This window comes from Arcobacter ellisii, assembly GCF_003544915.1.
Taxonomy (GTDB): Bacteria; Campylobacterota; Campylobacteria; order Campylobacterales; family Arcobacteraceae; genus Aliarcobacter; species Aliarcobacter ellisii.
In genome coordinates this window covers 196843-211630 of record NZ_CP032097.1, presented here as the reverse complement: position 1 = coordinate 211630, position 14788 = coordinate 196843, and the positions used below count along the sequence as shown (strand labels likewise).

The window sequence follows — 14788 nt, the reverse complement described above, 5'->3', positions numbered from 1 at the left end:
GTTTTCTTCCTTTTTAATACTTAGATTTCATTATAAAGTTTTTACCTGTTAACGCGAACAAAGAGGTAAAAACTTTGTAATGAAATTTTACTTAGGATACCTATGCCAAATTGGACTGAAATTATAAATAAACTTGATTATGCTTTTCAGCCTATCATTTATTCTCATAGTGGTAAAATTTATGCCGTAGAGGCTCTTTTAAGAAATGTACAACAAGTTCCTGGACTTAATTCAATTGATGATTTATTTAATTTAGCATTTAATGATGATTATTTATATGAATTGGATTTACAATTAAGAGAAAAAGCAATTAGTAAATTTTCACAAATTAATATTGATAATTTGAAACTTTTTTACAATCTTGACAATAGAATAATTTACAATAAAAAATATTCACAAGGTAATACTGCAAAAATCTTAAAAAAATATAATCTAACAAAAGATAGAGTCTGTTTTGAACTTAGTGAAAAAGGTACAGCTATTGAACAAAATGCTTTATCAACAATGATTCAAAAATATAGAGATAGCGGTTATTCTATTGCAATTGATGATTTTGGAATTGGTGTATCTGGACTTAAACTTTTATATTTTAGTGAAGCAAAAATCATAAAACTTGATAGATTCTTTCTAACAAATATAGACCAAGACTCAAAAAAGAAACTATTTTGTTCATCAATTATTGAAATGGCTCATATTATGGGAATGTTAGTTGTTGCTGAAGGTATTGAAACAGAAAAAGAGTTTTACACTTGTAAAGATATTGGTGCAGATTTTATACAAGGATATTTAGTTCAAAAACCAACTACAAATCATAAAGATATTACAAGCAACTACTTAAACATAATTACTCTTATAAATGAAGATAAAAGAGTAAGTAACTCTTTTATAGATGAAGAGTTTATAGAAGAGATTTCTCCTTTACATATTAATACATCTTTATATGATTTATTTGTTCATTTTAAAGAGGATACAAAAAACAATTTTGTTCCAATAATTGATGAATTTGAGAATTTTTTAGGAATAATTTATGAAACAGATATTAAAAAAATATCTTATTCTCAATATGGATTGTCTTTAGCTCAAAATAAAACTTTTTCATCAACTTTAGTTAAATATATCAAACCTGCTTTAAATGTAGAGATATCTTGGGGAATTGATAAAATATTAGAAACCTATAATCTAAATTCAAAAAATTCTTTAGGTATATTTATTACACAATCAGGAAAATACAAAGGTTTTATTAACTTAAACTCTTTATTAACTTTGTCATATAAAAGAAATATTGAAATTGCAACAAACCAAAATCCATTAACTAAACTTCCTGGAAATAATCAAATAGAGAAATTTATTGATAAAACATTAAGAAAAAATCAAAAAACAATTACGCACATAATATATTTTGATTTTAATGATTTTAAACCATTTAATGATATTTATGGTTTTAGACAAGGGGATAGAGCAATTTTGATTTTTTCAGAACTGTTACAAAAACGTTATCCTAAAGATGCCTTTATTGCCCATATTGGGGGAGATGATTTTTTTGTTGGACTTAAAAATTATGATTATAAAGAAGTTTATCATCTAACTGCAACTGTCCAAGAAGAGTTTAGTAATAGTGCAAAAAACATCTACACAAAAAAAGATAAAGAAAATGGTTTTATTGTTGCTAAAGATAGATTTAATATGGAAAGAAGATTTGATTTATTATCTGTATCATCTGCAATTATAGAAATAAATTCTAAGTCAAATATCTCTAATTTTGATAACACTTTAAATATTCTAAAAAAAGCATCTAAAGGTTCTAAAGAGCCTATTTCTAGCGTATTGTAACCATACTGTAACCGATTTTACTTAGAATTTCACCTAAATTTAATATAAAGGCAAAAGTATTGAGCACTTTTGAATCAAGAAAAAAACAAAGAGAATTAAATGAAAAACTAATTAAAATTGCACTTATTTGCGCTGCTGCAATATCAATTTTAACTACTTTTGGTATTTTATTTTCAATTCTTTTCGAAGCAATTGAATTCTTTAAACTTCGAAGCTTTTGGTATTTTATAACAGGAACAGTTTGGAGTCCAGGTGTTGTAGGAAGCCAATTTGGAGCTCTTCCAATATTTACAGGAACATTTGTAATAACAATTATTGCACTTGGTGTTGCAATACCAATTGGTCTTGGAAGCGCAATTTATATGAGTGAATATGCAAGTCCTAAATTAAGAGATTATTTAAAACCAATGCTTGAAGTTTTAGCAGGTATTCCAACAGTTGTTTACGGCTTCTTTGCTGCAATTACAGTTGCACCTTTAGTTGTAAAAATTGCTGAATTTGTTGGTTTAGAAGCTACATTTAATAGTGCATTAGCTTCTGGTATTGTAATGGGAATTATGATTATTCCTGTTATCTCTTCACTTTCTGATGACGTTATAAGAGCTGTTCCAGATAGTCAGAGAAAAGCTGCTTTTGGTCTTGGAATGACTCATGGAGAAACAATCAAAAATATTGTTTTACCATCTGCAATGCCAGGAATTATCTCTGCATCACTTCTTGCTTTATCAAAAGCATTAGGTGAAACAATGATTGTTGTTATGGCAGCAGGTTTAAGACCAAATCTTTCTTGGAATCCACTTGAAGATATGACAACAGTAACAGTAACAATCGTAAATGCTTTAGTTGGAGATTTTGAATTTAACTCTCCTGAAACACTATCAGCTTTTGCTTTAGGTTTAGTGCTATTTGTAGTAACTCTAATTTTAAATATGATTTCATTATCACTAATAAGAAAATTTAAAGAAAAATATAAAGTGAATACATTATGATAAAACGAAAAAATAAAAACAAACAACACAATCCATTTTATGACCCAACACTAAAAAAAAGACATACAAGTGCAGCTAGATTTAAAAAGTTTACTTTAACTTCATTAATCTTTTCAATTGCATTTTTAGCTTTTTTCCTTTTTGATATTGTAGGAAAAGGTGTGCCTGCATTTAAAGTTGCTTATATAAAAACTGATGTGATTTTTAATGAAAAATCAATAAATGACTCAAGATTTGCTGTAAAAAAAGAGTATAGAGATATTGTTTCAAGAGCTTGGTTAAGAGATTTACCACTATTATTAAAAAACAATCCTCAATATGAAAATACAACTCAAAACCTATGGGTTTTAGCGGATGACCAAGTTGACCAATATTTAAAAGGTCATAATCATAAATTAAAAGATAAAGAGATTATGCTTGTTGATGAATTATATGCACAAGGTTTAATTGAGAAAAAATTTAATGCAATTTTCTTTACAAATGGAGATTCAAAAATTCCTGAATACGCAGGACTTTATTCAGCTGTAATTGGTTCAGTTTTAACTTTGATTATTACTATGCTTGTTGCATTCCCTATTGGAGTTATGACAGCAATTTATCTTGAAGAGTTTGCAGGTGATAATAAATTTACAAGATTTATTGAAATAAATATCAATAATCTTGCAGCTATTCCTTCAATATTATTTGGTCTTTTAGGTCTTGCAATTTTTATTAATCTTTTTGGATTACCAAGAAGTTCACCACTTGTTGGAGGTTTAACTCTTGCACTTATGACTTTACCAATTATTATTGTAAGCTCACGTGCAGCTCTAAGAGCAGTTCCAGATAGTATAAGACAAGCTGGTTATGGATTAGGATTAAATAAAATTCAAGTTACACGTGACCATGTTTTACCTTTAGCATTTCCAGGAGTTTTAACTGGTTCTATTATTGGTTTAGCACAAGCTATGGGAGAGACTGCTCCGTTAATTATTATTGGAATGATTGCATTTATTCCTGATGCTCCAAGTATGGTAACTCAAGCAGCAACAGTAATGCCAGCACAATTATTTACTTGGGCTGGAATGCCAGAAGGTATGTATATAGAAAAAACAGCAGCTGGAATTATGGTTTTATTAACTATCTTAATTTCATTAAATGCAATAGCAATTTATCTTAGAAAAAAATTAGAAGTGAAATGGTAAAAGGAAAATTTATGATAACAAACGAAAACAAAAGCAAAATTGATGTAAGAAACCTAAACCTTTTTTATGGTTCAAATCAAGCTTTATATGATATTACTGCAAATTTATATGAAAATAAAATTACAGCTTTAATTGGACCATCAGGTTGTGGAAAATCTACATTTCTAAGATGTATAAATAGAATGAATGACTTAATTCCTGTTGTTAAAATAGATGGTTCAATAATTATTGATAATAAAAACATCTATGATAAAGATGTTGATGAAGTAAGCGTTAGAAAAAAAATTGGAATGGTTTTCCAACAACCAAATCCTTTTCCAAAATCAATTTATGACAATGTAGCTTACGCTCCATTAAAACATGGGATTGTAAAAAAAGGTAAAGAGTGTGATGAGTTAGTTGAAACTTCTTTAATAAAATCTGGACTTTGGAATGAAGTAAAAGATAAATTAACTCAACCAGGAACTTCACTTAGTGGAGGTCAACAACAAAGACTTTGTATCGCTAGAACAATTGCAGTTAGACCTGAAGTTATATTAATGGATGAACCGACATCTGCACTTGACCCTATTAGTACAGAAAAAATTGAAGCTTTAATGCTTGAATTAAAACAAGATTATACAATCATAACTGTAACTCATAATATGCAACAAGCAGCAAGGGTAGCTGACTATACAGCCTTTTTCCACTTAGGAAAACTAATAGAATATGATGAAACAGAAACTATTTTTGTAAATCCACACAATAAAAAAACAGAAGATTATATTACAGGGAGATTTGGATAATGTTAAAGCCTTATGAAACAAAATTAAAAAATATAAAAGAAGAGATTTTAAAAATTGGTGTTGATGTTGTTGAAGCTTTAGAAATATGTTTAAAAGCTTTAGAAGAGAAAAAAATTGAAGATTTAAAAAATGTAGAAATTACAGAAAAAAAACTTCTAATTAAATCAAATGAGATTGACAACATTATAGTTACAACTTTGGCTTTATATTCACCAGAAGCAAAAGATTTAAGACAACTTGTTTCATTTTTAAAAATTACAAATGAACTTGTAAGAACAGGAGCAAATGCAAAAGATTTTGCAAAAATGTTCAAAAAATCATATTCTGAGGATTTAAACACTCCTATGATTTTAGAGTATGCTGTTCCTTTATTAAAATCAGCACTATTATCTTTAAGAACTTCAATTTCAATAATTGATGAAACAAATACTGCTCATATTGAAGAAAAATATCATAGAGTTATTGTTGAAGAGAGTAAAACTGATGATTTATATTTAATGATTGAAAAAAACATTTTAAAACTAATCTCTAAAAATCTTGATTTATCAAAAGAGTATTTTGATACATTAAGTGCATTAAGAAGATTAGAAAAAATCGCTGATAGAGCTGTATCTATTGCTAATTTACTTCAATTTGCTCAGGTTGGAGGAGATATAGTACAATCATAATTTTTATGATATACTTTTTAAATGAAAAAAGCAATCAATAAGATAAAAGAGTATTTTAGCACGAACTTTGAAGTTCTTGCTGCAACAATAATTTTCATAGGAATAGTAGCTTCTGGTAAAGAATTTTACAAAGCAATTATTCTTATGTTAGAGTTTATCGTGATTATGGAAGTTGTAAAAATGGTTTCTGATTTTATCAAAAAAGAGACTTTACGACTTAGATATATCATAGATATTTTTATCATTTTTCTAATACGAGATGTGATTATCTTATCGACAAACAAAAATAGAGATTACTTTGATATTACTTTTTTATTATTTGTAATTTTTGTATTTTTTATGTTTAGAATTCTTGCTATTAAATTTTCTCCAGGAATTATAAAAATCTCAAAAGATACTGTTATTGAATATGAAGATGACAGACCAAACAAAAAAATTGTAACTACAAGAGAGTCAACACCAGATGAATAACAAACTTATTTTAATTGTTGAAGATGAAGAAGATATTTTAGAGTTACTTGAATATACTCTTCAAAAAGAGGGATATGAAACTATTGGATTTTTAAGCATTGATAAAAATGTAAGAAAAGTTTTAGATGAAGAACAAATCGATTTAATCTTAATGGATAGAAATCTTCCTGGAATTGAAGGAACAACTTTTATAAACGAAATCAAAAAACAAGGTTATTCAAATCCTGTTATTTATGTAACAGCAAAAGATAATGATGAAGATATAATCGAAGGTTTTGACTCTCATGCTGATGATTACATAACAAAACCCTTTAACTTAAAAGAGTTATGTGCAAGAATAAAAGCTGTTATAAAAAGAAGTTCAAAAGAAGTTGATGTACTAAAAGTTAAAGATATTGTTTATAAATCTTCTAACAAAAAGTTTTTTATAGATGAAAAAGAGATTGAGTTAACTCATCTTGAGCATGATTTACTTTTAGAATTTATAAAAAATAAAGATATTTTGATGACTAGAGAACATTTATTAAATAAAGTTTGGGAAGACTCTTTTGATAAAAAAGAGAAAACAGTAAATGTTGCAATAAAAAGATTAAAAGCCAAAATTGACCCTGATGGCACAAAAGATTATATTCGTTCAATTAGAGGGGAAGGTTATATTTTTTGTTAAAAATTCATCAACTTTTTCTAAGAACATATATCACAATATTTGCAGCTATTTTAATAACTCTTACTTTGGTTACATATTTTTGGGCTAAAAATCTTTATATAAATCAAATTGAAAAAAACCTAATCCAAAATATTGATACCTTATCAATTCTTCTAAAAAATTTTAACAATATCGAAAATATAAAAAGTATTGTAAAAGATTTACATTCAGAATTAAATTTACGAATTACAATAATCGATGAAAAAGGTAATGTTATTGCTGAAAGTGATAAAGATTTATCTGAAATAAAAAATCATTCAAATAGAGTTGAAATTATTCAAGCAAGAAATGTAGGTTTAGGAAAAGATACTAGAAAATCTGAAACAATAAAAAAAGATTTATTATATATTGCAAAAAAAATCACACTAAATGATTCTATTTATTTTGTTAGAATGGCAGATTACACAAATAAAATCACGGATAATTTTGCTAAATTGACTCTTGAAATTTTTATGTATATTACTTTCTTTTTGATTATTGCATTTTTAGCTACATATTTTATTAGTTTACGAATAAAAAAAGAGACAGATAATGTTTTATATTTTTTAACACAATTAACAAATAAAAAAACTTCTTTTCCTTTAAAATCTACCTATACTTATGAATTTTATAAAATCACAAAACTTTTAAATAAAGTTGCTGTAAAACTATCAAAAAAAGAGAAACAAAAAGCAAAACAAACAGCAAAACTTAAACTTGCAAATAGACAAAAAGATGAGATAATTTCTGCTATTTCCCATGAGTTTAAAAATCCAATAGCAATAATTTCAGGATATAGTGAAAGTATTTTAAATGATGAAAAAATGCCACTTATTATGAAAAACAAATTTTTAAATAAAATTTATAATAATGCAAATAAAATGTCACATATTATTGATAAATTAAGACTTACATTAAGACTTGAAGAGGGAAAACAAGAATTACTTTTAATACCTTGTTCTATGAAAAAATTGATTGAAAATTGTATTAGTGATTTAAAAGATAAATATAAAAATAGAGAAATTATACTTCAAGGTGAAGATATAAATTTAAAAGTTGATGAAACACTTATTTCTATGGCCATTTCAAATTTAATTGAAAATGCTTTAAAATATTCAGAACATGAAGTGATTGTAAATATTGGTGAAAATTCAATTTGTGTTATTGATAAAGGAATTGGTATAGAACAAAAAGAACTTGAGAATATCAATCAAAAATTTTATCGTATTTCAAATAATGGGTGGAATAACTCTTTAGGTCTGGGGCTTTTTATTGTTCAATCTATACTTAATTTACACCATTTTTCCCTAGAAATCACTTCTGAAATAAAAAAAGGCTCTCAATTTTGCATAAAATATTAAAAACTACTTAATTTAAGTATTTTTTAAGCATTACTACACTATTATTGCACCTCATTAAAAAAGCGGAGAAAATAAATGAAATTTACTCAAATGGCACATGCTAACGAAATCGAAAGAGATTGGATAGTAGTTGATGCAACTGATAAAGTATTCGGAAGAATTATTACAGAAGTTGCTACTATCTTAAGAGGGAAAAACAAACCTTGTTTTACACCAAATGTAGACTGCGGAGATTTTGTTGTAATTATAAATGCATCAAAAGCAAAATTTTCTGGTAAAAAATTAGAAAGTAAAAATTACTTTACACACTCAGGTTATTTTGGTAGTACAAAAACTCACAAAATGTCTGAAATGTTTGAAAAAAATCCAGAAAAATTATACAAACTAGCTACTAGAGGTATGCTTCCAAAAACTACTCTTGGAAAAGCTATGTTAAAAAAATTAAAAGTATATGCAGGAAGTGAACACCCTCATACTGCGCAAATCAAAGGATAAGAGTAATGGCAAAAGTATATGCAACTGGAAGAAGAAAAACAGCTGTAGCTAAAGTATGGCTAGAAAATGGTAACGGTCAATTAACAATCAATGGTCAAACTCTTGACGCTTGGTTAGGTGGACATGAATCAATTAAAAAAAGAGTTATGCAACCATTAAATGTTGCTAAACAAGAAACTTCTGTAAACATCGTAGTTAAAACTCTTGGTGGTGGATATTCTGCTCAAGCTGATGCTGCAAGACACGGAATTTCAAGAGCATTAGTTGCTTTTGATGAGCAATTTAGATCAATCTTAAAACCTTACGGTTTATTAACAAGAGATGCTAGATCTGTTGAAAGAAAAAAATACGGAAAGAAAAAAGCAAGAAAATCTTCTCAATTCTCAAAAAGATAATTTTTGGAATACAAAAGAGAACTGCTTCTCTTTTGTCAAAAATTATGGCTTTTTATTTTTGCCAAAGGCATATAAAAAGACCGTTGTCAATAGGAGTATATTTCTTTACTATTTTCAAGAAGGAGCGACAAAAGTTGCTCCTTTTTTTATGCCTTTTTTTATAAAAAAACAATACAATACCCTATGAAATTTTTAATCTATAATCTATTATTTTTATCATATCTAACAGCAAGTACTTTAAACTTATCTATGACATCAAGTCCAAGTAGATTAAATCCTATCTTAGCCAATGATTCAGCTAGTTCTGAAATTTCTGATTGGTTATTTAATGGACTTTTTAAATATGATAAAGATGGAAAACCAACTGTTGATTTAGCAAAATCTTACTTTTTTGAAACTCCAACAAAATTAATTATAAAATTAAGAGATGACATTTTTTGGCATGATAATATTAAAGTTACTTCAAAAGATGTATTGTTTACATATGAACAAATCATCAATCCAAAAGTTTTTAACTCTATTAAATCAAATTTTACAGAAGTTCAAAGTGTAACAGCAGTTGATAATTTTACAATTGAAGTTATCTACAAGAAACCTTATTTTAAAGCGATAGAGACTTGGATGGTTGGACTTTTACCTTATCATATTTTAAAAGATGAAAAAGATTTAATGACAAGCTCTTTTAACAAAAATCCAATAGGAACTGGTTCTTATAAACTAAAAGAGTTTAAAACAGGGCAAGATATTGAACTTATAGCAAATGAAAACTATTTTGAAGGGAAACCAAAAATTGAAAAAATAAAATACCAATTTTTGCCAGACCCAAATACCTCTTTTTTGTATTTAAAACAAAAAAAACTTGATATTGGTGGTCTTGACCCAATTCAAGTTGATAGACAAATAGATGATAACTTTAAAAAAGATTACACTATTTTACAAAAACCTAGTTTTTCATTTAGTTATTTAGGATTTAATTTAAAAAATGAAAAGTTTCAAAATAAAAAAATAAGAGAAGCTTTATCTTTAGCTATAAATAGACAAGAGTTAGTTGATATTTTATTTTTTGGTTATGGTAAAGTTTGTAATGGACCATTTTTACCTGGTTCATTTGCATATAATGAAGATGTAAAACCTATAACTCAAGATATAGAAAAAGCAAAAGCTTTATTAAAAGAACTTGGTTATGATGAAAACAATCCTTTTACTTTTGAAGTTATAACAAATACAGGGAATGATATAAGAATAAATGCTGCACAAATTTTACAATACCAATTGCAAAAAGCTGGTGTGATAATGAAAATTCGTGTTATGGAGTGGCAAGCATTTTTAAATACAGTTGTTCATCCAAGAAATTTTCAAGCAGTACTTCTTGGTTGGTCACTTGCTCTAATGCCTGATGCTTATCCTCTTTGGCACAGTTCAAGTGCAAAACTTGGTGGATTTAATTTAGTTTCATATAAAAATGAAACTGTAGATAAACTAATAGAAAAAGGAATGAGTACAATTAATAGAGATGAATTAGGAACTATTTATAAAGAGATATTTCAGATTATAAGTGATGATTTGCCTTACTTATTTTTATATATTCCTGATGGAATAACTGCTATTAATAAAAGAATAAAAAAGGTAGAACCTGCATTTGTAGGAATAATGCATAATCAAAAAGATTGGCAAATAGAAGAATAAAAAACAATAATATAAGGAATAAAATGAATAAAAATAAAATTATACTTTTTGATTTAGATGGAACATTGATTGATTCGACAGATGCAATAGTTTCAACTTTTAAACACTCTTTTGATGAAATGGATTTTAATTTTGAAGGAACTGAACAAGATATAAAAAATTTGATTGGTTATCCCCTTGATATTATGTATAAAAATTTAGGAGTTGATGAATCTAAAGTTTGGGATTTCGTTGATTCATATAAAAATAGATATAGAATTATTTCTAAAGAACAAACTAGTCTTTTAGAAAATGCTTATGAAGCTGTGGAACTTGCATCTAAAATTGCAAGGGTTAGTGTTGTTACAACAAAAACTAGAATGTACACTATTCCTTTACTTGACCATTTTAATATAACTCAATTTTTTGAAATCATAACAGGTAGAGAAAATGTTCAAAATCCAAAACCACATCCTGAACCAATTTTAGTTACCCTTGAACAAATGAATTATAATAAAAATAGAGATGATGTGTGGATGATTGGAGATACAAAACTTGATTTAATTGCCGCACGCGAAGCAAATATCAATTCAATTGGTGTTTTATGTGGTTATGGTGAAAAAGAAGAACTTTTAAAATATACAAATTATATTGAAAAAGATTCTCTTAATGCTATCAAATTCCTTTCAAGCAATATTTAATATATTAAATATTGCTTAATTTATTTAACTACTTTTAAAAAGATATAAAATAACAAGTTTTTATTTCTATAATATAGGATAATCATTCCCTATTGTTAATAATCGCCTCTATTTACTATATTTTGGGCTTACTTGAGCCTTTGATAATTTATAATGTTTTTCATTTTTACTGTTTTTTTTATTTTTTCTACTCAAATGTGTGAATTTTTGTGTCACTTTTTTTCTAAATTTCAGAAATAAAAGTTGATTTAAGTTAAAATCTTCTATAATACAGAAGACTAATTAAATTTTTTAAGTCAAATTTAATATTTTAAATAAGGAGAGCCTCTATGTTAGAAATTAGATGGCATAGCCGTGCAGGTCAAGGTGCTGTAACAGGTGCAAAAGGTCTTGGTTCAATTGTAGCAGAATCAGGTAAACAAGTTCAAGCCTTTGCATTTTATGGTTCAGCTAAAAGAGGTGCGTCAATGACTGCCTACAATAGAATTGACGATAATGTAATTTTAAACCACGAAAAATATATGAGTCCTGATTTTGTATTTATATTAGATCCAGGTCTTGCTATAACAGATAATATCACTGCTAATGGTAAAGATACAACTAAATATATTATTACAACACACCTTAGCAAAGATGAACTAATTTCATTAGTTCCAGAACTAGAGGAAATCAAAGATAGAGTATTTATTCTTGACTGTTTTCAAATTGCAAGAGAGACTATTGGAAAAGCTATTCCTAATACTCCAATGCTTGGTGCATTTATGAAAGTTAGTGGAATGTTTGAAATTGAAGATTTTAAAAATAAAATGAAACACGTTCTTAAAAAGTTACCACCAAATATTATTGAAGCTAATATGGTAGCAATCCAAAGAGCTTATGACGAAGTTCATTAGAAGGATAAAAAATGAGTAAACCAATTAAAGAAATGGGATGGGATGAGTTAGTACCTGGTGCTGCTCTTTATACATTCGATGGAAATATAGATTATAATATAGCTGAAATTCAACCTGAAGATAGACTTTATTCTGAAACAAGTTCAAAAAGTATGAGTGTTGGAGACTGGAGAGTTATTAAACCAGTTTGGAATTCTGAAACTTGTATTGACTGTCAAAACTGTTGGATTTTCTGTCCAGATTCATCAATTATTGCAAGAAATAAAGAGATGAAAGGTGTTGATTATGAACACTGTAAAGGTTGCGGATTATGTGTAAGTGTTTGTCCTACAAATCCTAAATCACTATTAATGTTTAATGAGTATGTTACTACAGAAGAAGCATTGTCTCAATGGCCTGTAAAACAAAAAAAGGGTGAATAATGAATAAAAAAGTAATGGAATTAAAAACTGTTGAAGTTTGGGATGGGAATATGGCAAATTCTCAGGCTTTAAGACAAGCTGATGTAGATGTAGTTGCTGCTTATCCTATTACTCCTTCAACTGCTACAGTTGAAAATTATGCAATGTTCCATGCAAATGGATATATTGATGGTGAAGTTATGATGACTGAATCTGAACACGCTGCTATGTCTGCATGTGTTGGAGCTGGAGCTGCTGGTGGAAGAGTTGCAACTGCAACTTCATCTCAAGGTCTAGCACTTATGATTGAGGTTTTATACCAAGCATCTGGAATGAGAATCCCTGTTGTTTTATGTTTAGTAAATAGAGCATTAGCAGCACCTTTAAATGTAAATGGTGACCACTCTGATTTATATTTAACTAGAGATTCTGGTTGGATATCACTTGATGCATTTAACCCTCAACAAGCTTATGATATGACTTTAATGTCATTTAAAATATCAGAACATCCAGATGTTAGATTACCAGTTATTTCAAATCAAGATGGATTTATGACATCTCACACTGCACAAAATGTTACGCCACTTCCAGATGAAGTTGCTTCTAAATTTGTAGGTGATTATTTACAAGTAAATGCATTATTAAACTTTGACAAACCTGTTACTCACGGTGTTCAAACAGAACAAGATTGGCATTTTGAACACAAAGCAAAACAACATGCTGCATTAATGGGTTCTAAAAAAGTTATTCTTGATGTATTTAAAGAGTTTAAAGAATTAACAGGTAGAGAATATAAACTTGTTGAAACTTATAATATGGAAAATGCAGATATTGCTATCGTTTGTTTAGGTACAACTTATGAAACTGCAATGCTTGCAATTGAGCAATTAAAAGCAGAAGGTATAAATGCTGGTGTTGTTGCACCAAGAGTATTTAGACCATTCCCTCTTGAAGAAATGGCTGAAGCATTACAAGGTGTAAAAGCTATCGCTTGTATGGATAGAAGTGCACCAGGTGGAACAGTTGGAACATTATTTAATGAAATCTCTGGAGCATTAATCAATACACCAAATAGACCTTTAGTATCTAATTTAATCTATGGATTAGGTGGAAGAGATATGACTGTTGCTTTATTAAAAGATATTTATAGAACTTTAGATAAAGAAGCAAAAGAAGGTAAATTATCTGGAAAAATCCAAAGATTTGTTGGAGTAAGAGGACCAGAATTAGCCTTTTATAATGCGCAAGGAGTAGAAAAATGAGTACATTAGTAAATACTCAAAAAGAGATTAAAAACTTAAAAGCTTTCTCAACAGCAGCTGAAAGATTTGAGGGTTCACACCTTTTATGTCCAGGTTGTGCACACTCAATTATCGTAAGAGAAGTTTTAAATGCAACAAATGATAACTTAGTAGTATCAGCTTCAACAGGATGTTTAGAAGTTTGTACAGCTATTTATCCTCATACTTCTTGGGATTGCTCATGGATTCATATTGGATTTGAAAACTCGTCAACAGCAATGGCTGGAGTTGAAACTATGAACAAAGCTTTAAGAAATAAAGGAAGAATCAGTGCAGATACTCCTCAACCAAAATTCGTAACATTTGGTGGAGATGGTTCTACTTATGATATTGGATTCCAATGGATTTCTGGATGTTTTGAAAGAGGACATGACTTTATGTATGTTTGTTTAGACAATGAAGTTTATGCAAATACTGGAGGTCAAAGATCATCTTCAACTCCAATTGGTTCAAGTACAACAACTGCACCAGCTGGTTCTCACTCATATGGTGAAAAAAGACAGAAAAAAGATATCGTTTCTATTATGGCAGCTCATGGTGCACCTTATGTTGCTCAAGTTGCTCCAAATAAATGGAAAGACATGGTTAAAAAAATCCAAAGAGGATTTGATACTCATGGTCCAGTATTTATTAATGCAATGTCAGCTTGTACAACTGAGTGGAAATTTGCTCCAAATCAAACTATTGAAGTTTCTGATTTAGCAGTTGATTCACTTGTATTCCCATTATATGAAATCATTGATGGAAGAGAATTAAATATTACTTACAGACCAAAAAATATTGTTCCAGTAAGAGATTATTTAGGTGCACAACCAAGATTTAAACACTTATTCAAACCTGAATATGAATATTTAATTGATGAGTGGCAAAAAAGAATTGATGAAAGATGGACTTTCTTACAAAAAAGAGAAGAAATCAGAATGTAAAAATAGTTGTCCTAGATACTTTCTAGGACAATTACCTC

Annotated in this window: 16 protein-coding genes; all 16 read left to right on the top strand. The window is 28.1% G+C overall.

All coding sequences use genetic code 11. The annotated features are described in order from the left end of the window. Nucleotides 1-102 precede the first annotated feature (102 nt). The 16 genes from AELL_RS01110 (at nucleotide 103) to AELL_RS01035 (ending at nucleotide 14750) form a co-directional block, all read left to right on the top strand. Nucleotides 103-1830 carry a GGDEF domain-containing protein gene (locus tag AELL_RS01110; RefSeq protein WP_118916174.1) on the top strand — a complete coding sequence of 576 codons (1728 nt, stop codon included), beginning with the start codon at nucleotides 103-105 and terminating at the stop codon, nucleotides 1828-1830. A 59-nt stretch (nucleotides 1831-1889) separates the two neighbouring features. Continuing rightward, nucleotides 1890-2819, top strand: a complete 930-nt coding sequence (gene pstC / locus AELL_RS01105) for a phosphate ABC transporter permease subunit PstC (protein WP_118916173.1) — start codon at nucleotides 1890-1892, stop codon at nucleotides 2817-2819. Beyond that, complete coding sequence (gene pstA, locus AELL_RS01100) at nucleotides 2816-4003, top strand: phosphate ABC transporter permease PstA (protein WP_164967200.1); 1188 nt, start codon at nucleotides 2816-2818, stop codon at nucleotides 4001-4003. The genes pstC and pstA overlap by 4 nt, the downstream gene beginning before the upstream one ends. Before the next feature lie 11 nt (nucleotides 4004-4014). Then, nucleotides 4015-4788, top strand: a complete 774-nt coding sequence (gene pstB, locus AELL_RS01095; protein WP_118918592.1) for a phosphate ABC transporter ATP-binding protein PstB — start codon at nucleotides 4015-4017, stop codon at nucleotides 4786-4788. Beyond that, on the top strand, nucleotides 4788-5456 hold the full coding sequence (locus AELL_RS01090; protein ID WP_118916172.1) for a phosphate signaling complex PhoU family protein: 669 nt from the start codon (nucleotides 4788-4790) through the stop codon (nucleotides 5454-5456). The genes pstB and AELL_RS01090 overlap by 1 nt, the downstream gene beginning before the upstream one ends. 21 nt (nucleotides 5457-5477) lie before the next feature. Then, entirely contained in the window at nucleotides 5478-5927 is a 450-nt protein-coding gene (locus AELL_RS01085) for a phosphate-starvation-inducible PsiE family protein (RefSeq protein ID WP_118916171.1), read from the top strand. Next, complete coding sequence (locus AELL_RS01080) at nucleotides 5920-6594, top strand: response regulator transcription factor (protein WP_118916170.1); 675 nt, start codon at nucleotides 5920-5922, stop codon at nucleotides 6592-6594. Before AELL_RS01085 ends, AELL_RS01080 begins: the two co-directional genes overlap by 8 nt. Next, nucleotides 6588-7973, top strand: a complete 1386-nt coding sequence (locus AELL_RS01075) for a sensor histidine kinase (RefSeq protein ID WP_118916169.1) — start codon at nucleotides 6588-6590, stop codon at nucleotides 7971-7973. The genes AELL_RS01080 and AELL_RS01075 overlap by 7 nt, the downstream gene beginning before the upstream one ends. A gap of 75 nt (nucleotides 7974-8048) precedes the next feature. Then, the gene (gene rplM, locus AELL_RS01070) at nucleotides 8049-8468 is read left to right on the top strand and encodes a 50S ribosomal protein L13 (protein WP_014472963.1); all 420 of its coding nucleotides are present in this window, start codon (nucleotides 8049-8051) and stop codon (nucleotides 8466-8468) included. A 5-nt stretch (nucleotides 8469-8473) separates the two neighbouring features. Next, on the top strand, nucleotides 8474-8863 hold the full coding sequence (gene rpsI, locus AELL_RS01065) for a 30S ribosomal protein S9 (RefSeq protein WP_118916168.1): 390 nt from the start codon (nucleotides 8474-8476) through the stop codon (nucleotides 8861-8863). Between the two features lie 183 nt (nucleotides 8864-9046). Beyond that, nucleotides 9047-10549: a peptide-binding protein gene (locus tag AELL_RS01060; RefSeq protein ID WP_118916167.1), complete on the top strand. Its 1503-nt coding sequence runs from the start codon at nucleotides 9047-9049 to the stop codon at nucleotides 10547-10549. Nucleotides 10550-10572: 23 nt separating this feature from the next. Beyond that, nucleotides 10573-11229, top strand: coding sequence for an HAD family hydrolase (locus tag AELL_RS01055; RefSeq protein WP_118916166.1), 657 nt, complete (start codon nucleotides 10573-10575; stop codon nucleotides 11227-11229). A 329-nt stretch (nucleotides 11230-11558) separates the two neighbouring features. After that, complete coding sequence (locus tag AELL_RS01050; protein WP_118916165.1) at nucleotides 11559-12122, top strand: pyruvate flavodoxin oxidoreductase subunit gamma; 564 nt, start codon at nucleotides 11559-11561, stop codon at nucleotides 12120-12122. A gap of 11 nt (nucleotides 12123-12133) precedes the next feature. After that, entirely contained in the window at nucleotides 12134-12544 is a 411-nt protein-coding gene (locus AELL_RS01045) for a 4Fe-4S dicluster-binding protein (protein WP_192941206.1), read from the top strand. After that, nucleotides 12544-13785: a 2-oxoacid:ferredoxin oxidoreductase subunit alpha gene (locus AELL_RS01040; protein ID WP_118916164.1), complete on the top strand. Its 1242-nt coding sequence runs from the start codon at nucleotides 12544-12546 to the stop codon at nucleotides 13783-13785. The genes AELL_RS01045 and AELL_RS01040 overlap by 1 nt, the downstream gene beginning before the upstream one ends. Then, nucleotides 13782-14750: a thiamine pyrophosphate-dependent enzyme gene (locus tag AELL_RS01035; protein WP_118916163.1), complete on the top strand. Its 969-nt coding sequence runs from the start codon at nucleotides 13782-13784 to the stop codon at nucleotides 14748-14750. The genes AELL_RS01040 and AELL_RS01035 overlap by 4 nt, the downstream gene beginning before the upstream one ends. The last annotated feature ends 38 nt before the right edge of the window (nucleotides 14751-14788 follow it).